This is a genomic window from Jiangella asiatica, from assembly GCF_004349065.1.
GTDB lineage: Bacteria > Actinomycetota > Actinomycetes > Jiangellales > Jiangellaceae > Jiangella > Jiangella asiatica.
In genome coordinates, this window is sequence record NZ_SMKZ01000017.1 from 1 (window position 1) to 20,940 (window position 20,940).

Here is a 20,940-nt window from a genome sequence, read left to right on the forward strand (position 1 = left end):
GGGGCGGGGCGGGCGCCGACGTGGCCCGTCGCGGACCGGCTGGGCACCGGAAGGAGCCGCACCCCGTCCCACGCCGCCCGCCGCCCCGGTCGATCTTGGAGAAACCGCGGAATCAATAGGGCATTCCGGGCCGCAATTCCGCGATTACTCCAAGATCGACGGGGAGGTGGGGGAGGTGCTGGTCGAGTGCCGGGACGTCACGCGGTACTTCGGCGGCGTGCGGGCGCTGGCCGGCGTGACGCTGGACATCGGTGCGGGTGAGCTGGTCGGGCTCGTCGGGCCGAACGGCTCCGGCAAGACGACGCTGGTCAACCTGCTCTCCGGAGCGTTGCGCCCGACGAGCGGGACCATCCGCGTGGCCGGACGCGACATCGGCGGACTGCCGCCCCACCGGATCGCGCACATCGGGGTCAGCCGGACGCACCAGATCCCGCGCCCGTTCGAGTCGATGACGCTGCGCGACAACGTGGCGATGGCGATCATGTTCGGCCGGTCGCCGCGACCGCTGGCCGCCGCCCGGCAGGAGGCGGAGCGGTGTCTTGACGTCGTCAGCCTGGGGCACCTCGCCGATGCGCGGCCCGCGCAGGTGAACCTGCACGAGCGGCAGCTGCTGGAGATGGCCCGGGCGATCGCGACCCGGCCGAAGGTGCTGCTGCTCGACGAGGCGCTCGCCGGGCTGAACCCGGCCGAGATCGATCAGGCGGTCGCCGTGGTGCGGCGCATCCACGCGTCTGGCATCACCATCGTCATCGTCGAGCATCTGCTGCGCGTGGTGAACCAACTGGCCACCCGCATGGTCGTGCTGAACCAGGGCGCCTGCCTGGCCGACGGCGACCCGCGGACGGTGATGAGCGACCCCGACGTCATCCGCGCCTACCTGGGGAGGCACGCCCATGCTTGAGATCCAGGGCTTGGATGCCTGGTACGGCCAGGCACAGGCGCTGTGGGGTGTCGACGTGTCGGTGGCCGACGGTGAGATCGTCAGCCTGGTCGGCCCCAACGGCGCGGGCAAGTCGACGCTGGTGCAGGCGATCGCCGGGCTGCACCGCTCCACGCGCGGCACGATCGCCGTCGAGGGCGTCGACGTCTCGCGCGTGCCGGCGCACCGGGTCGGCGACCACGGGGTGGCGCTGGTTCCAGAGGGACGCCGGGTGTTCGCCCGCATGTCGGTGCACGACAACCTGGTGCTGGGCGCGTACCGGCGGAGCGCGCGGGCACAGCTGACAGCCGGTCTGGAGCGCGTGCAGACCCTGTTCCCGCGGCTGGCCGAGCGGTCCACACAGCTGGCCGGGAGCCTCAGCGGCGGGGAGCAGCAGATGCTCGCGATCGGCCGTGCGCTGCTGGCCGGGCCGCGGCTGCTGCTCATGGACGAGCCGTCGCTCGGACTGGCGCCCGTGGTGGTCGACGAGGTGTTCGACGCCATCCGCGCGATCAATGCCGACGGGGTCAGCGTGCTCCTGGTGGAACAGGACGTCGAGCGGGCGCTGGAGGTGTCCAGGCGCGGCTACGTACTCGCCGAGGGCCGGATCGTCGCCACCGGCAGCGCCGCCGAGCTGACCGGCAGCGCACTCGTCCGGCGCAGCGTTCTCGGTCTGTGAGCCAGCTCGCTGCCGAATGTGGCGGGCGCCGGTAAGGTGCGACCGTGGGCAAGGTTCATGAATCGATCAGTGGCCGGCTGCGGGAGTTCATCGAGGCTCAGCACATGTTCTTCGTCGCCACGGCGCCGTCCGGCCCTGGTGGTCACGTCAACGTGTCGCCCAAGGGCATCGGCGGCTCGTTCGCCGTCCTCGACGAGCACACCGTCGCCTACCTCGACTACACCGCCAGCGGCGCGGAGACCATCGCCCACCTGCGCGAGAACGGCCGCATCACGGTCATGTTCTGCGCGTTCACCGGCCCGCCCAACGTGGTGAGGCTGCACGGCACCGGCCGCGTCGTCACGCTCTACGACGACGAGTTCGGCGGGCTGGTCGAGCTGTTCGCCGAGCACCGCGGCGCCCGCGCCGTCATCGTCGTCGCCGTCCACCGGGTGTCGGACTCATGCGGCTACGGCGTGCCGTTCATGGACTACGCCGGCGAGCGGGACCTGCTGCCCGCGCACATGGACCGCAAGGGCGCCGACGGCCGGGTCGAGTACCGCCGCCGGAAGAACCTCACCAGCCTCGACGGCCTGCCGGCCTTCGACTACGACCGGGCATGAGCATCGTGCGCGCTGATGTGCGGCCAGACTCCGGGCCTTTCGCCGTAGGTCACGACCCGGGCTGACGCCCCGTTGGCGGCCGGACGTCGCCGACGTGCACCTGGATGTGTCGCAGGTCGAGCGGCGTGTCGACATCGCCGATGATCGACCGTACGCAGTCGCGGGCGGCCCGCCGGACGGCGTCGGCGAGGGGCGCGATCCGTTCCGGGTAGGTCACGGCGACGGTGAGATGCAGGGCGACCAGCGTGTTGCCGTCGAGGTCGAGCCGGATGTGCGTCACCCGGATGCCGTCGACCCGGTCGATAGCCTCCTGCAGATAGGACGTCACGACCTGGTCGCTCACCCGGAAGTCGCCCTCTTCACCGCGGGCCCGCACCGGCCGGGCCCGGCGCGTGGCCGTGAGCACTGTAGCCAGGATGCGCTGGGCCGCCCTGGGCCACCCGTAGTCTGTGTAGGCCCGCAGTGCCGAGGCGGCCCGGTCGACCACCGCGGTGTCCGGTGGCGCCACGTCGCCGCGTCCCGGCGGCGCGCCGGCTCCGCGGCCACCGTCGGGGTCTGCACTCATCTCCATGGCTCCAGTCTCTCCGCCAGCTTGCGCCGGGCTCGGTGCAACAGCCCACGGACCACGTCGCGCGACGTGTGCATGATCGCGGCGATCTCCTCGTAAGCGAGCTCGTCGACCTCGCGCAGCAGCCAAGCGACCCGCTGTGCCTCGGGCAGCGTTGTCAGGGCGGCGTCGAGTGCGACCACGAGTTCGTTCTCGATGATGTCACGAGCCGGATCGCCGGTGGGACCGCCGAGACCTTCGGCGGCTGCTTCGCGGGGTTCGGGCCGGCGCTTGCGCCGCAGGTTGTGAGCCTTGTTCAGGGTGAGCCTGAACAACCAGGTACGCAGCGCCGCGTCGCCACGGAAGTCGGGTAGGTTCAGCCAGGCGGCCAGCAGCGCGTCCTGAACGGCTTCCTCGGCGTCGCCGTCGTCGAGCAGCACGCGGCGCGCGAAGCGGTACATGACCGGCCCATGCCGCCGGGCGATCGCTTCGAACGCCTGCCGGTCGCCCAGGCGGGCCCGGCGGACCAGCTCCGCATCGTCCGCGCTCGCCAGGGCCGGGTCCATGAGCCGATCGATCACGCAGGGTTTGTGACCGAATCCTCCCGATTCATGCGTGACATCCAGCCCGTCGGGCGTGTCCTACGTCTGTCGTCGCGCGGCGGGCGCGGACGGGGAACACGGGGAGATGACCATGACGGAGATGCCCACTCACGAGACGAAGCCGGGCGGCGGCACGACGGCCGGCGCCGCCCCGAGCGGCGGCGGAGCCCGGCTCGCGACGTCAGAGGAGGCCGGGCCGCTGGTGACCGAGCTGGGCCGGACGACGATCGCCGACGGCGTCGTTTCCAAGATCGCGGGGATCTCGGCGCGGGAGGTCGCGGGCGTCCATGACCTCGGCGGCGGCACGGCCAGGATGGTCGGCGCGATCCGCGAGCGGATCCCTGGCTCGCGCACCAACCTGCAGCAGGGCGTCTCGGTGGAGGTCGGCGAGCGGCAGGTGGCCATCGACATCGACGTCGTAGCGGACTACGGAGTCTCGATCGTGGACCTGTCCACCGGGATCAGGCGCAACGTCGTCGTTGCGGTCGAGCGCATGACCGGCTTGCAGGTGACAGAGATCAACCTCAGCGTCAACGACGTGTACGTCGAGGGCGAGGACGACGAGCAGCAGGCCGAGAGCCGGGTCGAATGAGCCAGCCCGAGATGGCCGATACCGTCGCCGCGGCGGTGCGCGACATCGACGGCGTCGCCGAACTCCATGGCGGACTGTTCGGCGAGGTGGGCACGTACCTGCCGGGCCGGCGGGTGCTGGGGGTGCGCCTGGACGTGGTCGGCAACGCGGAGATCCATGTCGTGCTGCGCTGGGGTTTCTCGATTCCGGCCACGGCCGACGCTGTCCGCCGGCGGGTCTGGGGCCTGGTGCCCGGCGTTGTGGACGTGGTGGTCGACGACGTGACGCAGCGCTGGGAGCCGTCCGGCGGGCGAAGGTCCGAGGAGGGTGTGACGTGAACGCGGTGACTGCCGGTCTGCTGGCTGGCCTCCTGTTGGGTGTGGCCGCGGCCGCTGGGGGCTTCTGGGGATTCGTCCTGGCGTTGCTGCTCGGGGCGCTCGGCGCGGCGATCGCCGGCCAGCTCTCCGGCGAGCTGGACGTCACGGCGATGATGCGCGGCCGGGACCGTGGTTGACATGGCCGCGGCCGCGCCGCCGGCTGAAAGCCGCGGCCGGCTCACCATCCACGAGAAAGTGGTGCAGCGCATCGCCGAACGGGCCGCGGCCGACGTGGCGGACCGGGAGCCGCCCGGGTCGATGTGGGACCGGCTCGGTGGTCGCCCGCTTCCACGCGCGACGGCTTCCGTCGTTGGTCGCCACGTGCGGGTCGGCGTGGCGGTCCGGGCACCGGTCGGGCACAGCATGCCAGAGCTGGCCGGCGCGGTTCGGGACGCCGTGACACGTCAGGTCGGGGATCTGACCGGCCTCAGCGTCGACCGGGTCGACGTCCGGGTGGATGAGGTGGCGCCGTTTCGCCCGCCCCCTGGCGCGGAACCGTTGCCGGCGGCGACCCGGCCGGCCGCGCCCGGCGTGGCCCGGAAGGCCGGGCTCGTGGTCGCGCTGCTGTTCCTCGCGCTGGGGATCGCGGCGATCTACGACGCACTGGTCGAGCTCGACGTGATCGGCGGCCGACGGCTGCTCGTGCCGCTGCTGGAATGGCTGGACGGCCTTCGCCCGCGGGCCTGGATGACGCCGGTCGGCGCCGCGGTCGCGCTGGCCGGCCTGATGCTGGCGCTTTCGGCCCTGTGGCGACGCCCGCGGCGATCACTGGTGGTCAACGCCGCTACCGGGGTGTTCGCGACCCGGGGCGCGGTCGAGGAGCTGGGTGTAGACAGCGCCACCAGCCACGGTGGCGTCGTCGACGCCGCGGCGAGAGCGCGCCCGGGAAAGGTGGCGGTACGCGTCACCACCGACGGCGAGGCGGGAACCGTCGACGAGGTGCGGGCAACCGTCACCGGGCGGCTGGCCCGGCTGGCGGGCCCGCCGAAGATCCGCGTCGGCGCCCGACGACGGCCGGTGCCACGATGAGGCGAGGAGCGGCGGCCACTGAGCGGCTCGTCGTGTTGCTGGTGGGCCTGGTCCTGCTGGCGCTCGGAGCCGCCGCCGTCGCCTGGGAGCGCGGATGGATCCCGGACGCCGTCGACCGCGTCGACGCCACGGCATTGCTGGATCGCACCGGCGAGTCGTGGTGGCCATGGGTGGAGGGCCTGGTCGGGCTGCTGCTCGTGCTGGTCGCGGTGGCGTGGCTGCTGGCGCACACCCGACGGTCGGTGATGACCCGGTTGCCGCTGTCCGGCTCCGGCCGGACGGGGAAGCTCGACGTCGACTCCGGCGCGCTGGTGTCGGCGGCGTCGGGAGTTCTGGACAACGCGCCCGGGGTGAGGGCGCGCGGCGGTCGCGTCCTGCGCGAACCGCGGGAGCTCGTGGTCGAGCTGCGTGCCGCGATCGATCCCGGAGCCGACCTCGACGAAACCGCCGAGGCGGCGGAGCGAGCCTCGGCCGCTCTCAGGAGCTGTCTGGGGTCTCAGTCCGGGGCCCGGTGCCGGGTGATCCTGGTCCGGAGCCGGCCCTGGGCGAAGCGCACGAGGGTACGGTGACCGGCGGCACGTGCCCACCTGCGCGGCGGGCGACGTCCACCGCTCGGGATGCGGACGGGTGTACCGGATGATGAGACAACCGGGCATCTGCCTTGACGAGCGCCGGTCGCCTGAGGGATGTTGCATTCGTGCGTTTCGGCATTCTCGTACTTCATTAGCGCGTTAGGCGACCCCGCCGACGCGCTACCCCTCGTGAGCCCGCCAGGGCCGAGGGGTTTTTTGTTGCACGGGACAGCTCGAAACGGACGAAAGCACCAGATGTGCCCACCAAAGGGCACACGAGGCAGAGAGGGCCGGCCATGCCGCAGGGAGAGTCCACCAGGGACGACGGGACGACGATGTCGGGCGCCGCGAGCCTGATTCGCTCGCTCGAGGCGGTCGGCGTCGACACCGTATTCGGGATTCCCGGCGGCGCGATCCTCCCCGCCTATGACCCGATGTTCGACTCGCAGCAGATCCGGCACATCCTGGTCCGGCACGAGCAGGGCGCGGGGCACGCGGCCGAGGGATACGCCCTGGCCACCGGCAAGGTCGGCGTCTGCATGGCGACATCCGGTCCGGGTGCCACCAACCTGGTGACGCCGATCGCCGACGCGCACATGGACTCCGTTCCCATGGTCGCGGTCACCGGCCAGGTCGCCAGCGGCGCGATCGGTACGGACGCGTTCCAAGAAGCCGACATCCGCGGCATCACGATGCCGATCACCAAGCACAACTTCCTGGTCACCGACCCGGCGGAGATCCCGCGCACCATCGCGGAGGCGTTCCACATCGCTGCCACCGGCCGGCCCGGCCCGGTGCTCGTCGACGTCGCCAAGGACACCATGCAGGCGACGACGACGTTCCGGTGGCCGGTCGAGCTGGACCTGCCGGGCTACCGCCCGGTGACCCGCCCGCACGCCAAGCAGGTGCGTGAGGCCGCCCGGCTGATGGCGTCGGCCAAGCGCCCGGTGCTCTACGTCGGCGGCGGCGTGCTGCGGGCACGAGCCTGGGACGAGCTGCGCCGCCTGGCCGAGCTCGGTGGGTTCCCGGTGGTCACGACGCTGACGGCGCGCGGCGCGTTCCCCGACAGCCACCGCCAGCATCTGGGGATGCCGGGCATGCACGGCAGCGTCGCCGCGGTGACGGCGCTGCAGAAGGCCGACCTCATCGTCGCGCTGGGCGCCCGGTTCGACGACCGGGTCACCGGCAAGCTGTCGTCGTTCGCGCCCGGCGCCACCGTCGTCCACGCCGACATCGACCCGGCCGAGATCAGCAAGAACCGGACCGCCGACGTCCCGATCGTGGGCGACTGCAAGGAGGTCCTCGGCGACCTCGTCCCCGCCGTCGAGGCCGAGTTCGCCGCCGGCACCCGTGCCGACCTCACCGGCTGGTGGCGCCAGCTCGACCAATGGCGCGAGAACTTCCCGCTCGGGTACACGCCGAGCGAGGGCGGCGAGCTGGCGCCGCAGTACGTCATTGAAAGACTCGGGCGGCTGGTCGGATCAGACGCCGTCTACGTCGCCGGCGTCGGCCAGCACCAGATGTGGGCGTCGCAGTTCATCTCCTACGAGCGGCCCGGCACCTGGCTCAACTCCGGCGGCCTCGGGACCATGGGCTTCGCGGTTCCGGCCGCGATGGGCGCCAAGGCCGGCCGGCCCGACACCACCGTCTGGGCCATCGACGGCGACGGCTGCTTCCAGATGACCAACCAGGAGCTGGCCACCTGCGCCATCGAGGGCATCCCGATCAAGGTGGCGGTCATCAACAACGAGAGCCTCGGCATGGTCCGGCAGTGGCAGACGCTGTTCTACGAGGGCCGATACTCCAACACCGACCTCGACAGCCGCCGCATCCCCGACTTCGCCAAGCTCTCCGAGGCGTACGGCTGCGTCGGGCTGCGCTGCGACACCGCCGAGGACGTCGACCGCACCATCGAGAAGGCGATGGCCGTCGACGACCGACCGGTCGTGGTCGACTTCGGCGTCCATCGCGACGCCATGGTGTGGCCGATGGTCGCGGCGGGCACCAGCAACGACGAAATCCAGATCGCACGCGGGATGGCTCCCGAGTGGGACCGTTCGGACGATTGAGGAGCTACAGAGCGATGAGCAAGCACACGCTGTCGGTGCTGGTGGAGAACAAGCCCGGTGTCCTCGCCCGGATCGCCGCGCTGTTCTCGCGGCGCGGATTCAACATCGACTCCCTGGCGGTCGGGCCCACCGAGCATCCTGCGGTCTCGCGCATGACGGTGGTCGTGCACGTCGAGGACCAGCCGCTGGAGCAGGTCACCAAGCAGCTCAACAAGCTGGTCAACGTGTTGAAGATCGTGGAGCTCGACTCGAGCCAGTCGGTCCAGCGCGAGCTCCTGCTGCTCAAGGTCCGCACCGACAACGAGACCCGCCCGCACGTGCTCCAGACCGTCGAGCTGTTCCGCGCGAAGGTGGTCGACGTCGCGGCGGACGCGGTGACCATCGAGGCGACCGGATCGTCGGACAAGCTGGACGCCCTGCTCAAGGTGCTGGAACCGTACGGTATCCGCGAGCTGGTGCAGTCCGGCGTGGTGGCGGTGGGACGCGGACCGCGTTCCATCACCGACCGCGCCCTCCGGCCCGTCGACCGCGTCGCCTGACCCTGAAGTCCAGTTCGCCAGCAATCGACAAGGAGAAGCCCTCGTGGCAGAGATGTACTACGACGACGACGCCGACCTCTCGGTGATCCAGGGGCGCGTCGTCGCCGTCATCGGCTATGGAAGCCAGGGCCACGCCCATGCGCTGAGCCTGCGCGACTCCGGCGTGGACGTCCGCGTGGGCCTGAAGGAGGGCTCCACGAGCCGCGCCAAGGCCGAGGCCGAAGGCCTGCGAGTGGTGACGCCGGCCGAGGCGGCCGCCGAGGCCGATCTCGTCATGATCCTGGCGCCGGACCACGTCCAGCGGCACATCTACGCCAATGACGTCGAGCCGAACCTGCAGGAGGGCGACGCGCTCTTCTTCGGTCACGGCTTCAACATCCGCTTCGGCTACATCAAGCCGCCGGCCAATGTCGACGTCGCCATGGTGGCGCCGAAGGGCCCGGGGCACCTGGTGCGTCGCGAGTTCGCCGACGGCCGGGGCGTGCCGGTGCTGGTCGCGGTCGAGCAGGACGCCAGCGGGTCGGCCTGGGCGCTCGCCCTGTCCTACGCCAAGGGCATCGGCGGGCTGCGTGCCGGCGGCATCAAGACCACGTTCGCCGAGGAGACCGAGACCGACCTGTTCGGTGAGCAGACGGTGCTCTGCGGCGGCGTGTCGCGGCTGGTCCAGAGCGGCTTCGAGGTCATGACCGAGGCCGGCTACCAGCCCGAGGTCGCCTACTTCGAGGTGCTGCACGAGCTCAAGCTGATCGTCGACCTCATGTACGAGGGCGGCATCGCCAAGCAGCGCTGGAGCGTGTCTGACACCGCCGAGTACGGCGACTACACAACCGGTCCGAAGGTCATCGACGCCTCGGTGAAGCAGCGGATGCGCGAGGCGCTGACCGCGATCCAGGACGGTTCGTGGGCGGCCGGCTTCATCGCCGACCAGGACGCCGGCGCGCCGGAGTTCAAGCGGCTGCGCGCCGAGGGTGAGGCGCACCCGATCGAGGCGACCGGCCGCGAGCTGCGCCAGCTCATGAGCTGGGTGAAGTCCGGCGAGGACGACTACACCGAGGGCACGGCCGCGCGCTGACCACGCGTTGGTCATCAACGGATGGCGACATCACCAGGACTTCTGGTGCTCTACCAGGGATGTAAGCGTGGTGACGCACCAGGAGTCCTCGTGATGTGCCGGATCGTTGATGCTGAGACCGCGACTGGTTCGCCCGCTCACCCGGGCGGCTCGGCACGTTCAGCGCCGTCGGCGGAGTCGCCATGATCGGCCTGGGCGGCCGGCTGGCGGTCACCGGCCGCCACGACTGACTGTCGGTGCCCGCGGGTACGGTCGGAAGCATGCTGGTCCGATCGCCCGCGCCGGCGCTCGCGCAGTTCGTCGATCATCTGTGGTACGTCGACGAGCCACTGCCGCCTGGGCGTGACCGGGCGCTGCCCACCGGCGCCGCGCAGATCGTCGTCAACCTCGCCGACGACCACCTGCACTGGTATGACGGTGCCCGGCTCGACGACGAGCACGCAACGGCCGGTGCTGGCCTGTGCGCTGCGCTGGACCGGCCGATCGGGGTCGACACGGTCGACCAGGCCGCCACCGCCGGCGTGGTCTTCCGACCCGGCGGCGTGGCCGCGTTCGTCGACCCGCCGGTGCACGTCCTCACCGACCCGGTGACCGGGCTGGACGACCTGTGGGGCGTCGACGGCGCCTGTGTGCGCGAGCGGGTCCTGACGGCCGCTCCGGCACCGGCGGCTCGGCTGGCCGTCCTCGAGCGCGTCCTGCTGGACCGGCTGGCTCGTGCCGGCCGCTTCGCACCGGACCCGGGGCTCGGGTTCGCCGTCGGCGCCCTGGCTCGCGGCGCCGCCGTGGGCTCCGTCGTCGACCGGGTGGGCCTGTCCACGTCGACCTTCCAGCGCCGCTTCCGTGGCGCCGTCGGGCTGTCGCCGAAGCGGTTCGCCCGAGTGCGGCGGCTGCAGCGGGTGCTTTCCGAGCGCGGGGCGGACCCCGTCGACGTCGACTGGGCGCTGGTCGCCGCCACGCACGGCTACGCCGACCAGGCCCACCTCATCCACGAGTTCCGCGCGCTCACCGGGGTGACTCCCGGCAGGTACCGGCCACGCTCGGCCGACGCCCTCAACCACGTTCCGCTGACCGATTTCTCCAATCACCGGCGTGCCGATCGCGCCACGATGGTGGCATGAACGAAACGACCGTGACCCCGAAGCTCGTCGTCGACGGCGCCGACCGGGCCATCGACTTCTACCGCCGTGCGCTCGGAGCCGAGCTGCTGGTGCGGCATCCCGGGCCGGGCGGCAGGGTCGTCTACGCGGAGTTCCGCGTCGGCGGCAGCACGCTGTCGATCAAGGACGCCGACGAGCACGACCCAGCCGCGCCCGCCCTCTTCACGCTCGACGTGGCCGACGCGCACGCCGCCGGCGCCGCGCTGGAGGAGGCCGGCGCCACCGTCGTCTTCCCGATCGACGACCAGCCGTACGGCCTGCGCCAGGGTCGGCTGGCCGACCCGTTCGGCATCCAGTGGATCGTCTCCCAGACGACGGAGGACCTCAGCCCCGAGGAGGTGCGGCGCCGGTTGGAGGCGGGCGCGGGCTGAGCGCCGTCAGCCGCCCTTGGTGTAGGCCGCCCGCCAGCGGTTCTCGCGTCGGTCCAGCGAGAACGTCACCCGGTCGCCGAGCGCGACGAACTCCGTCGTCGTGGCGGTCGCGTCGTGGTGGCGCTGGTCGTAGGCGGACCGGACGTAGCTCGGGTACTCGGCCGGGATGCGGCGGTCGAAGTCGGGCAGCTTCTCGATCAGCTCGGCCCAGATGTCCGGGCCCGTATAGGCGTTGAGCAGGCCGAGGATCTCGTCGGCCCGCTCGCGCGCGACCAGCTCCTCGATCACCGGGAACAGCTGCTCGGTGAGCCGGGCCGCCTGCTCGCGGTCGGTCAGCGCCTGGCCGCCCGCGGCGGGGCGCCAGCTGTCCAGCCGCTGTGAGCTGTAGAGATGCTCGCCCTCGACGACGCCGTCACGGGCCCGTCGGACCACCAGCACACCGGACCCGGCGTAGACCAAATCGGCGTTCGGGTACCCCTCACGCAACTGCCGCACCAGCCCTTCGGTCACGACAGGAACGTCCATGGTGCGAATCCTAGTCGGATCCGGCGCCGGCCGTCCGCGCGGTCCGGACCGTCCCGAACACGTCCTCGACCAGCTCGGCCAGCAGGTCGACCCCCTCCGTCGACAAGATCGACTCGAGGTGGAACTGGACCGAGGCGAACGCGTCGCCGCGCAGCGCGTGCACCTCCCCGGTGACGGGGTCCGCAGCGATCTCCAGGCCGGCTGGGACGGCGAGGGGAACCGTCGCCGCGAAGGTGTTGTAGAAGCCGACGCTGGTCGCCCGGCCGAACAGGTCCACGGTGCGCTGGGTGCCCTGGTACGGCTGCGGCAGCGGACCCACCGGGAGCCCCAGCACGTCGGCGAGCACCTGGTGGCTCAGGCACACCGCGAGCAGCGGGCGCCGGGTGGCCAACCGGGCGGTGACCAGGCCGCGCAGATGCGCCATCCGCGGGTCGCCGGCGTCGCGCGGGTCACCGGGTCCGGGACCGGACACCAGCAGGTCGTAGCCGTCCTCGTACCGTGCGACGGAGCCGTCGACGGCCGGGTCGTCCCAGCGGCGGACCTCCGCCGTCATGCCCAGCCGGCGCAGCAGGTGAGCGAGCATCGCCGTCCACCGGTCCTCGGCGTCGACGATGAGCGCGGTCCGCCCGGCCAGCGCGGGCCGCTCGTCCGGGCCCTGCGGCCGCAGCCAGAACGGCGCCAGGGTGCGGTTGCGTGCGGTGAGCGCAGCGGCGACGCCGGGGTGTGCGGCAAGGTCGTTCGCGGCGTCGGCGGGCGCCTGCCGCGACGGGCCGAGGCCGAGCGCGGCCAGCACGCCGGCGGCCTTCGCGTGGGTCTCGGCCACCTCGTGCCGGGCGACTGAGTGCCGCACCAGCGTGGCGCCGACGGGCACCCGCACGGTGCCGTCGGGGTCGAGGTGGGCCGTGCGGATCAGGATCGGCGCGTCCAGCGTGCGGCGGCCGTCGTCGTCGCGGCCGATCAGCGCCGCCACCCCCGCGTAGTAGCCGCGACCGGACGGCTCGTAACGGGTGATGACCCGGGCGGCGTTCTCCAGCGGCGACCCGGTGACGGTGGGCGCGAACATCGTCTCGCGCAGCACGTCCCGCACGTCCATCCGGGTGGTGCCCTCCAGCAGGTACTCGGTGTGCACGACGTGCCGGAGCCGCTTGAGGTACGGCCCGAGCACCCGGCCGCCGTCCTCGCAGACGTGCGCCATCAGCTTGAGCTCCTCGTCCACGACCATGAACAGTTCCTCGGTCTCCTTCGGGTCGGCGAGGAAGCGCAGCAGCCCGTCGGCGGTCACGCCGTCGGCGGGCGCCCGGTAGGTGCCGCTGATGGGGTTCATGACGGCGGTGCCGCCGGCCACGCTGACGTGCCGCTCCGGGCTGGCACCGACCATCGTGACGTCGCCGGCGTGCACGGCGAACGTCCAGTACGCGCCCAGCTCGCCGGTGAGCAGCCGCCGGAACAGCCGCAGTGCCGCGTGCGGAACCGACCCGTGCAGGCGGGTCACGTAGTCGCGGCGGATGACGAAGTTGGCGCCCTCCCCGCGGCCGATCTCGTCGCGGATGACCCGGCCGACGATGTCCGCGTAGGTGTCGTCGTCCACGTCGAACCCGCCGGGCTCGACGTCGACACCGTCGGCGGGAATCGCGGCGAGGACCTCGTCGACGCCGAGCACGACGCGCTCGCTGACCACGAGGCAGCGCAGCGGCGCACCGTCGTCGTGGTGGTCGAAGCCACGCTCGGCGACCTGGCGGTACGGGACCAGGGCGAGCACCCGCGGCCCGGCCGGTCCGCCGTCGTCGTCATCGTCGGGAAGCGGGATGTCGGCGAGCCGCTCGACGTCGACGACCTCGCCGAGCAGCACCTCGACGCCGGGCCCGTCGGCCCTGGCGATCACGGCGAACGGCGGGGGAGCGGGATCGCGGAGCAGGGAGTGGATCATGGTGGTCCTTCCGGTCGAGCCCCGACCGGAGAACGGGCCGCACACGACGACGACCGCCTCGGACGAGGCGGTCGCTGTGCGTGGATGAGTACGCGAAGGGTGGGTGCGCCGCCTAGGAGGCGCGCCACCAGCTGCCGAGCACAGTCGCGTACATGGCGCTGACGCTAACCGACGTCGCGGCCGCGCACAAGCGCTTCTCAGCCGGGACTCATGCCGTCCGCCGGGACCCCGGCCGCGGCCGACGACGGCTGCGCGGGTGGTGGCGGCGGTGGCGGGGTGAGCTCCGGCGGATCGGCGGATGCGGGCACCTGCGCCGCGGCCGGCGGCTCGGGCCGGGCGGCGTCCGGTGGGCGCGCCGCGTCCGTCGTCGGGGCCCGCTCGCCGAGTTCGCCGGTCGAGCGCTCCAGGAAGCGGAGGAGCTCGACCGGGAAGGGCAGCACGACGGTGGAGTTCTTCTCCGCCGCCACCTCGACGATGGTCTGCAGCAGCCGCAGCTGCAGTGCCGCCGGTGTCTGCGCCATCGTGGCCGCCGCGCTGGACAGCTTCTGCGACGCCTGCAGCTCACCGTCGGCCGTGATGACCCGGGAGCGGCGCTCCCGTTCGGCCTCGGCCTGCCGCGACATCGACCGCTTCATCGACTCCGGCAGCGCGACGTCCTTGATCTCGACTCGGTCGATCTCGACGCCCCAGCCCACGGCCGGGCTGTCGATCATCAGCGCGAGGCCCTGGTTGAGCGCCTCGCGGTTGGACAGCAGGTCGTCCAGCTCGCTCTTCCCGATGATGGAGCGCAGCGACGTCTGTGCCACCTGCGACACCGCGAACTCGTAGTCCTGTACCTCGACGGTGGCGTCGATCGGGTTGTGAACCCGGAAGTACACGACCGCATCGACCCGGACGGTGACGTTGTCCCGCGTGATGCCGTCCTGCGCGGGGACCGGCATCGTGATGATCTGGACGTTGACCTTGCGCATCTGGTCGACGAACGGGGCGATCCAGGTGAACCCCGGCTCACGGGGCGGGCCGTGCACCCGTCCCAGCCGGAACACCACTCCGCGCTCGAACTGCCGGACGACGCGAGCACTCGCGCCGAACCCGACGAGCCCGGCGATGGCGAGGATGACGAGTACCGCGATGAGTGCACCCATGCTGACCACCTCCGTCAGCCGTTCCCCTTCGAGAGTACGCCCGTCTCGTCCATACCCCCATGATCATCAACGGTTGGCGACGTCATGACGTCGCCAACCGTTGATGATCATGGGATATCCACTTGTGAGTGAGGACTCACTCATTTACGCTTCCGTCTCGTGGCCACGCAGACCCGACGGACCAGGGCGGCTCCGATGTCGCCCGACCAGCGGCGCGAGGCGATCGTCGCCGCCACCGTGCCGCTGGTGCGTCAGCACGGATTCGACATCACGACCCGGCAGATCGCCGAGGCGGCCGGCATCGCCGAAGGCACCATCTTCCGCGTCTTCGAGGACAAGGACTCGCTGCTGCGCCAGGCGGTCGAGGCGGCGGTGCACCCCGGCGACACCGAGCGCCGGCTGTCCGCCGTCGGCACCGACCTGCCACTCGACCAGCGGCTCCTGGTAGTCGCCGAGATCCTGCACGAGCGGCTGACCAGCGTCTTCCAGCTCATGGCGGCCATCGGGTTCAACCGGCCGCCGGGTGACGACGGCCGTGACGACCCGCCCCGCCACGCCGGGATGATGGCCGTCATCGAACGGCTGGTGGAGCCCGATCGCGACCGGCTGCGCCTGCCGCCGGCGGAGGTGGCCAGACGGCTGCGCATCCTGTGCTTCGCCGGCTTTCACCCTCTGATCAACGATCACCACCCCCTCACCCCGGCAGAGGTCGTCGACCTGCTGCTGCACGGGGTCTGGGCCGGATCCGACTCACCGGAGCTCTGACATGCTCATCCGCCTGCTGCGGACGTACCTGCAGCCGTACCGGCGGTGGCTCGCCGCCGTCGTCGCGCTGCAGTTCGTCGGCACCCTGGCCTCGCTGTACCTGCCCAGCCTCAACGCCGACATCATCGACAAAGGCATCGCCCGCGGCGACACCGACTACATCATGTCCACCGGCAGGTGGATGCTGGCCGCCACGATCGTGCAGATCTCGTGCACCGTCGGTGCCGTCTACTTCGGTGCCCGCACGGCCATGGCGTTCGGCCGGGACGTTCGGGCCGCGCTGTTCCACCGGGTCGGGGAGTTCTCCGCCCGCGAGGTGGGCCGGTTCGGCGCGCCGTCGCTGATCACGCGCAACACCAACGACGTCCAGCAGGTCCAGATGCTGGTCCTGATGTCGTGCACGCTGCTGGTGACGGCGCCGATCACGGCCACCGGTGGCGTGATCATGGCGCTGCGCGAGAACGTCGGGCTGTCGTGGCTGCTGCTGGTCTGCGTGCCGGCACTGGTGACTGGCATCGCGCTGGTGGTGCGTCGCATGGTGCCCGGCTTCCGGCTGATGCAGGAGCGCATCGACGTCGTCAACCGGGTGCTGCGCGAGCAGATCACCGGCATCCGGGTGGTCCGCGCGTTCGTGCGCGAGCGCTACGAGCAGGCGCGGTTCGCCGTGGCCAACACCGCGCTCACCGAGACCGCGCTGCACGTCGGCCGGCTGATGGCGCTGATGTTCCCGTACGTCATGCTCGTGCTCAACGTGTCCAGCGTGGCCGTGCTGTGGTTCGGCGCGCAGCGCATCGACGCCGGTCAGATGGAGATCGGCTCCATGACGGCGTTCCTGACCTACCTCATCCAGATCCTGATGTCGGTCATGATGGCTACGTTCATGCTGGTCCTAGTGCCGCGTGCGTCCGTGTGCGCGGAGCGCATCGGAGAGGTGCTCGACACCGAGTCCTCCGTCGTCCCGCCGGCCGAGCCGGTGACCGACCTGCCGGAGCGGCTCTCGCTGGAGCTGCGCGACGCCAGCTTCTCCTACCCCGGCGCGGAGGTCCCGGTGCTGCGCCAGGTGGGCTTCACCGTCGAGCCCGGCACCACGACCGCCGTCGTCGGCAGCACCGGCTCGGGAAAGTCCACGCTGGTCAACCTCGTGCCTCGGCTCATCGACGTGACGGCGGGACGGGTGCTGCTCGGCGGCGTCGACGTGCGCGACCTCGACCCTGACGTGCTGCGCGCCCACATCGGGCTGGTGCCGCAGAAGGCGTACCTGTTCTCCGGCACCGTCGCCAGCAACCTGCGTTACGGCAAGCCCGACGCCACCGACGACGAGCTGTGGCAGGCACTGGAGATCGCGCAGGCCGCGGACTTCGTCCAGGAGATGCCGGAGGGCCTGGACGCACCGATCGCACAGGGCGGAACCAACGTCTCCGGTGGGCAGCGGCAACGGCTGGCCATCGCCCGGGCACTGGTCCGCCGCCCGAGCATCTACCTGTTCGACGACTCGTTCTCCGCGCTCGACCTGGCAACCGACGCCCGGTTGAGAGCGGCGCTGCGACCAGGCACGAGAAACGCCGCGGTGGTCATCGTCGCCCAGCGGGTGTCCACCATCGTCGACGCCGACCAGATCGTGGTGCTCGACGACGGCGCCGTCGTCGGGCTCGGCCGGCACGACGAGCTGCTGGCCGCCTGCCCGACGTACGCCGAGATCGTCGAGTCCCAGCTGACCGCGGAGGAGGCCGCATGAGCGCGTCGAGGGCCACCGCGCCGGCGCCGGCCCGTCCGGTGGTGGGCGGCCGCGGACCAGGCGGCGGGCCGTTCGGCGGGATGGCCGGGCCGCCGCAGAAACCGATGGACTTCGGCCCGTCGGCCAAGCGGCTCATCGGCCGGCTGCGGCCCGAGCGCGCCGGGGTCGTGCTGGTGATCGCGCTGGCAGTGGTCAGCGTCGCGCTCAACGCGATCGGGCCGCGCATCCTGGGCCACGGCACCGACCTGGTCTTCGCCGGCGTCGTCGGCCGGCAGCTGCCCGAGGGCGCCTCGAAGGAGCAGGCGGTCGAGCAGCTGCGCGCCGATGGGCAGGACACGTTCGCCGACATGGTCTCCGCCATGGACGTGACGCCCGGGCAGGGCATCGACTTCGTCGACCTGCGGTGGGTGCTGCTCGGGGTGCTGGCGCTGTACGTCGGGGCGTCGATGTTCATGTGGATCCAGGCGTACCTGCTGAACACCATCGTCCAGCGGACCGTGTTCCGGCTGCGGGCCGAGGTGGAGGAGAAGATCCACCGGCTGCCGCTGCGCTACTTCGACACGAACTCCCGTGGCGACGTCCTGAGCCGCGTCACCAACGACATCGACAACGTCTCGCAGAGCCTGCAGCAGACCATGAGCCAGCTGCTCACGTCGCTGCTCACGGTACTCGGTGTGCTGGCGATGATGATCTGGATCTCGCCGCTGCTGGCGCTGATCGCGCTGGTCACCGTCCCGCTGTCGATGGTGGTGACGGCAGTCATCGCCAAGCGGTCGCAGAAGCTTTTCGTCGCGCAGTGGGCGCACACCGGTGCGCTGAACGGGCAGATCGAGGAGGCATACACCGGGCACACGCTGGTGCGCGTGTTCGGACGGCAGCGCGAGGTGGAGGAGGCGTTCGGCGGGAAGAACGAGGAGCTGTACAAGGCCAGCTTCGGCGCCCAGTTCGTCTCCGGGATCATCATGCCGGCGATGTTCTTCCTCGGGAACCTCAACTACGTCGCCATCGCCGTGGTCGGCGGGCTGCGGGTGGCGTCGGGCTCGATGAGCCTCGGCGAGGTGCAGGCGTTCGTGCAGTACACCCGGCAGTTCACCCAGCCGCTGACGCAGCTGGCGTCGATGGCCAACCTCCTGCAGTCCGGTGTCGCCTCGGCCGAGCGGGTGTTCCAGCTGCTCGACGAGCCCGAGCAGGTGCCCGAGGCGTCGACGCCGCCGGCGCTCGGGCCGCAGCCGCGCGGCCGGGTGGCCTTCGAGCACGTCTCGTTCAGCTACGACCAGGACTTGCCGCTCATCGAAGACCTGTCGCTGGTGGCCGAGCCGGGCCGCACCGTGGCGATCGTCGGCCCCACCGGCGCCGGCAAGACCACGCTGGTGAACCTCATCATGCGGTTCTACGAGCTCGACGCCGGCCGCATCACCATCGACGGCGTCGACATCGCCGATTTGCGCCGCGACGACCTGCGCTCCAGCATCGGCATGGTGCTGCAGGACACCTGGCTGTTCGGCGGCACGATCCGGGACAACATCGCCTACGGCGACCCAGGAGCTAGCGAGGAGCGCATCCGCGCCGCCGCCGAGGCCACCTACGTCGACCGGTTCGTGCACTCGCTGCCCGACGGCTATGACACCGTGATCGACGAGGAGGGCGACAACATCAGCGCCGGTGAGAAGCAGCTGCTCACCATCGCCCGGGCGTTCCTCGCCGACCCGTCCATTCTCATCCTCGACGAGGCGACGTCGTCGGTCGACACCCGGACGGAGGTACTGGTGCAGCAGGCGATGGCGGCCCTGCGCAGCGACCGCACCAGCTTCGTCATCGCCCACCGGCTCTCCACCATCCGCGACGCCGACCTCATCCTGGTGATGCAGAACGGCGCCATCGTCGAGCAGGGCTCGCACGTCGAGCTCCTGGAGCGCCGCGGCGCCTACTTCGAGCTGTACAACAGCCAATTCGCGCTGCCCGCCGTGGACTCCGAATGATCACGTTCAGCACGAGATCTCGTGTCACACCATGCTCGCGATCATGGTGAGGCTCGGGTGATCCTGCTGAACGTGATCATGTCGAGGTGGAAAGAGGGCGGCTGTCCGGGTGGGGGCCGGGTCAGCGGTTCGGGGAACCCTCCGGGGTGAGGACCGCGGCGACATCGTCGGCGAACTCGTAGCCCTCCGCGACGACGAGGCCGTGGTCCAGCAGCGCCCGGGCGCAGCCGGCCCAGTCGCCGCCGCCGTCGCCATTCATCGAAGCCCAGGACAGCGTCCCGGCGACGGTGTCACCGTAGCCGTGGCGGGCGGTCACGCTGGCTCCGCGCGAGAGCAGGAACCGCGTCAGCTCGGCGTCGCCGCGGAACACCGCGTGGTTGAGCGCGGAGGCGTCCCAGTCGCCGCCGCGTGTGTCGATCGGCCAGCCCGCGTCGACCATGAGCCGGACCGCCTCGCCGGCGCCCGCGCCGCCGGCCGCGGCCAGGTCGGGCAGCAGCCGCAGCTGGCTGGCCGAGAGAGCGCCGACGACGTGCGGGTGGCCGGCGAGCAGGCGGCCGACGGCCTCGGCATCGCCACTCGCGCACGCCGCGACCAGCATCTCGGGAATGTCGACCGCCTCGACGGCCCCGGCCGCGTGCAGCAGCTCCGCGACCTCCGCCAGCCCGAACCGCAGCGCCAGCCGGTAGGCGCCGACGCCGTCCGGTGTCACGGCGTGCGGGTCGGCGCCGGCGTCGAGGAGCATCCGGACGTGCGTGGCCGAGCGGCGGCGCCGGATCGCCAACAGCAGCGGCGAGCCCCAGGTGGGCGACGGTTCGTTCGGGTCCGCGCCGGCGTCGAGCAGCAGCCGCAGCGTGCCGACGTCGTCGAAGTCGAAGACCCGGTACATCGCGTTCGTGCCGGTGATCCTGGCGCCGGCGTCGAGCAGCAGGCGGGTGCAGGCCGAATCGTCGAGGGAGTGGTAGAGCGACTCGTCGTCGTCGGGGTCGGCGCCGCCGTCGAGCAGCGTCCGGGTCAGCTCGACGTCGTGGTTCAGGCCGGCCGCGCCGTACAGCGCCGACAGCCGGTGCCCGTCGGCCGTCTCGAACGACTGGTCCGGGTCGGCGCCGTGCTCCAGCAGCAGGCGGGCGCACGCCCGGATGCCGTCGGCCCGCTCTGGGAGCCGGACCAGCGACGAGTGCGTGACGGCGACCAGCGGCGGCAGGCCGAACTGGCCGCCGGGACGGTGGACCCAGCCGGGGTCCGAGGCGAGCGCCGCACGCACCGTTCCCACGTCGCCCACCGCGCAGGCGAGGGACGGATCAGCGCCGACCGCGGCGGCCAGGTCCGGCCGCTCGGCCAGCCAGCGCGCGGCGGCCGCGGGGCGCGCGACATGGGTGCCGCCGGCGGTGCCGCCCGCGTAGACCAGCCGCAGCCAGGAACGGACGACGGCGTCCGGCTCGGCGCCGGCGGTCGACAGCGACTCGACGTGGGCGCGCAGCCGGGCCCACGACGCGAACCCGTGCTCGCGGGCCACGCAGGACTGGGCGTCGCGTAGCCGCAGCCCGAGGCGGGACAGGGCGGTGTCGTCGAGGCCGGCTGCGGCCGGCAGGCCCGCCCGCAGCCGCTCCATCGCGTCGTGATCGCCGGCCCGGTAGGCACGCAGCAGCCGCTTGGCCTGCTTCTTCAGGTGGTCGAGGTGAGGGCGTTCTGGCAGCTCGGACATCGAGACCTCCGTGCGTGAGACGCCGACGGTCCGCAGGATCGGCCGCACAAAGGCTC

General features: G+C 71.7%; 22 protein-coding genes. 16 read left to right on the top strand and 6 right to left on the bottom strand.

Going from position 1 to position 20,940, the window contains the following annotated elements; translation table 11 throughout:
* From E1269_RS13355 to E1269_RS13365, 3 genes are all read left to right on the top strand, one after another.
* The coding region (locus tag E1269_RS13355; RefSeq protein ID WP_131895240.1) for an ABC transporter ATP-binding protein at positions 1-901 on the top strand (901 nt) is incomplete at its 5' end.
* Positions 894-1,598, top strand: coding sequence for an ABC transporter ATP-binding protein (locus E1269_RS13360; protein ID WP_131895242.1), 705 nt, complete (start codon positions 894-896; stop codon positions 1,596-1,598). The genes E1269_RS13355 and E1269_RS13360, both read left to right, overlap by 8 nt.
* Positions 1,599-1,642: 44 nt before the next feature.
* A complete protein-coding gene (locus E1269_RS13365) occupies positions 1,643-2,200 on the top strand; it encodes a pyridoxamine 5'-phosphate oxidase family protein (protein ID WP_131895244.1) in 558 nt (185 codons plus the stop codon).
* 49 nt (positions 2,201-2,249) lie between these two features.
* On the opposite strand, the gene E1269_RS13370 is transcribed toward E1269_RS13365, so the two are convergent.
* Positions 2,250-2,771 (bottom strand): hypothetical protein, encoded by a 522-nt coding sequence (locus E1269_RS13370; protein WP_131895246.1) that lies wholly within the window; start codon positions 2,769-2,771, stop codon positions 2,250-2,252.
* A complete protein-coding gene (locus E1269_RS13375) occupies positions 2,762-3,328 on the bottom strand; it encodes an RNA polymerase sigma factor (RefSeq protein ID WP_131895248.1) in 567 nt (188 codons plus the stop codon). Before E1269_RS13375 ends, E1269_RS13370 begins: the two co-directional genes overlap by 10 nt.
* A 112-nt stretch (positions 3,329-3,440) precedes the next feature.
* Between E1269_RS13375 and E1269_RS13380 the strand changes: the two genes are divergently transcribed.
* From E1269_RS13380 to E1269_RS13425, 10 genes are all read left to right on the top strand, one after another.
* Positions 3,441-3,941, top strand: a complete 501-nt coding sequence (locus E1269_RS13380; protein WP_203433491.1) for an Asp23/Gls24 family envelope stress response protein — start codon at positions 3,441-3,443, stop codon at positions 3,939-3,941.
* 11 nt (positions 3,942-3,952) lie between these two features.
* Positions 3,953-4,258 carry an Asp23/Gls24 family envelope stress response protein gene (locus E1269_RS13385; RefSeq protein WP_203433494.1) on the top strand — a complete coding sequence of 102 codons (306 nt, stop codon included), beginning with the start codon at positions 3,953-3,955 and terminating at the stop codon, positions 4,256-4,258.
* Complete coding sequence (locus E1269_RS13390; protein WP_131895253.1) at positions 4,255-4,434, top strand: hypothetical protein; 180 nt, start codon at positions 4,255-4,257, stop codon at positions 4,432-4,434. Before E1269_RS13385 ends, E1269_RS13390 begins: the two co-directional genes overlap by 4 nt.
* Position 4,435: 1 nt before the next feature.
* On the top strand, positions 4,436-5,326 hold the full coding sequence (locus E1269_RS13395; protein WP_131895255.1) for an Asp23/Gls24 family envelope stress response protein: 891 nt from the start codon (positions 4,436-4,438) through the stop codon (positions 5,324-5,326).
* Positions 5,323-5,895, top strand: a complete 573-nt coding sequence (locus tag E1269_RS13400; protein ID WP_131895257.1) for a hypothetical protein — start codon at positions 5,323-5,325, stop codon at positions 5,893-5,895. Before E1269_RS13395 ends, E1269_RS13400 begins: the two co-directional genes overlap by 4 nt.
* 299 nt (positions 5,896-6,194) lie before the next feature.
* Positions 6,195-7,967, top strand: coding sequence for an acetolactate synthase large subunit (locus E1269_RS13405; protein ID WP_203433496.1), 1,773 nt, complete (start codon positions 6,195-6,197; stop codon positions 7,965-7,967).
* A gap of 14 nt (positions 7,968-7,981) precedes the next feature.
* Positions 7,982-8,506 carry an acetolactate synthase small subunit gene (gene ilvN, locus E1269_RS13410; RefSeq protein ID WP_131895261.1) on the top strand — a complete coding sequence of 175 codons (525 nt, stop codon included), beginning with the start codon at positions 7,982-7,984 and terminating at the stop codon, positions 8,504-8,506.
* A gap of 52 nt (positions 8,507-8,558) precedes the next feature.
* Positions 8,559-9,578 (top strand): ketol-acid reductoisomerase, encoded by a 1,020-nt coding sequence (gene ilvC, locus E1269_RS13415; RefSeq protein WP_131895442.1) that lies wholly within the window; start codon positions 8,559-8,561, stop codon positions 9,576-9,578.
* A gap of 260 nt (positions 9,579-9,838) precedes the next feature.
* On the top strand, positions 9,839-10,696 hold the full coding sequence (locus E1269_RS13420) for a helix-turn-helix transcriptional regulator (RefSeq protein ID WP_131895263.1): 858 nt from the start codon (positions 9,839-9,841) through the stop codon (positions 10,694-10,696).
* Positions 10,693-11,106 carry a VOC family protein gene (locus E1269_RS13425; protein ID WP_131895265.1) on the top strand — a complete coding sequence of 138 codons (414 nt, stop codon included), beginning with the start codon at positions 10,693-10,695 and terminating at the stop codon, positions 11,104-11,106. The genes E1269_RS13420 and E1269_RS13425 overlap by 4 nt, the downstream gene beginning before the upstream one ends.
* Positions 11,107-11,112: 6 nt before the next feature.
* Here the strand turns inward: E1269_RS13425 and E1269_RS13430 are convergent, their stop codons facing one another.
* The 3 genes from E1269_RS13430 to E1269_RS13440 form a co-directional block, all read right to left on the bottom strand.
* Positions 11,113-11,631 carry a hypothetical protein gene (locus E1269_RS13430; RefSeq protein WP_131895267.1) on the bottom strand — a complete coding sequence of 173 codons (519 nt, stop codon included), beginning with the start codon at positions 11,629-11,631 and terminating at the stop codon, positions 11,113-11,115.
* Positions 11,632-11,641: 10 nt separating this feature from the next.
* Positions 11,642-13,558: an anthranilate synthase family protein gene (locus tag E1269_RS13435; RefSeq protein WP_131895269.1), complete on the bottom strand. Its 1,917-nt coding sequence runs from the start codon at positions 13,556-13,558 to the stop codon at positions 11,642-11,644.
* A 197-nt stretch (positions 13,559-13,755) separates the two neighbouring features.
* Complete coding sequence (locus tag E1269_RS13440) at positions 13,756-14,703, bottom strand: slipin family protein (RefSeq protein WP_131895271.1); 948 nt, start codon at positions 14,701-14,703, stop codon at positions 13,756-13,758.
* Positions 14,704-14,862: 159 nt separating this feature from the next.
* On the opposite strand from E1269_RS13440, the gene E1269_RS13445 reads away from it, so the two are divergent.
* The 3 genes from E1269_RS13445 to E1269_RS13455 are packed head-to-tail and all read left to right on the top strand — an operon-like array spanning position 14,863 to position 19,182.
* Positions 14,863-15,468: a TetR/AcrR family transcriptional regulator gene (locus E1269_RS13445; protein WP_131895273.1), complete on the top strand. Its 606-nt coding sequence runs from the start codon at positions 14,863-14,865 to the stop codon at positions 15,466-15,468.
* Position 15,469: 1 nt separating this feature from the next.
* Positions 15,470-17,203, top strand: a complete 1,734-nt coding sequence (locus tag E1269_RS13450; protein ID WP_131895275.1) for an ABC transporter ATP-binding protein — start codon at positions 15,470-15,472, stop codon at positions 17,201-17,203.
* The gene (locus E1269_RS13455) at positions 17,200-19,182 is read left to right on the top strand and encodes an ABC transporter ATP-binding protein (protein ID WP_131895277.1); all 1,983 of its coding nucleotides are present in this window, start codon (positions 17,200-17,202) and stop codon (positions 19,180-19,182) included. The genes E1269_RS13450 and E1269_RS13455 overlap by 4 nt, the downstream gene beginning before the upstream one ends.
* Positions 19,183-19,303: 121 nt before the next feature.
* On the opposite strand, the gene E1269_RS13460 is transcribed toward E1269_RS13455, so the two are convergent.
* Entirely contained in the window at positions 19,304-20,884 is a 1,581-nt protein-coding gene (locus E1269_RS13460; protein ID WP_131895279.1) for an ankyrin repeat domain-containing protein, read from the bottom strand.
* Positions 20,885-20,940 lie beyond the last annotated feature (56 nt).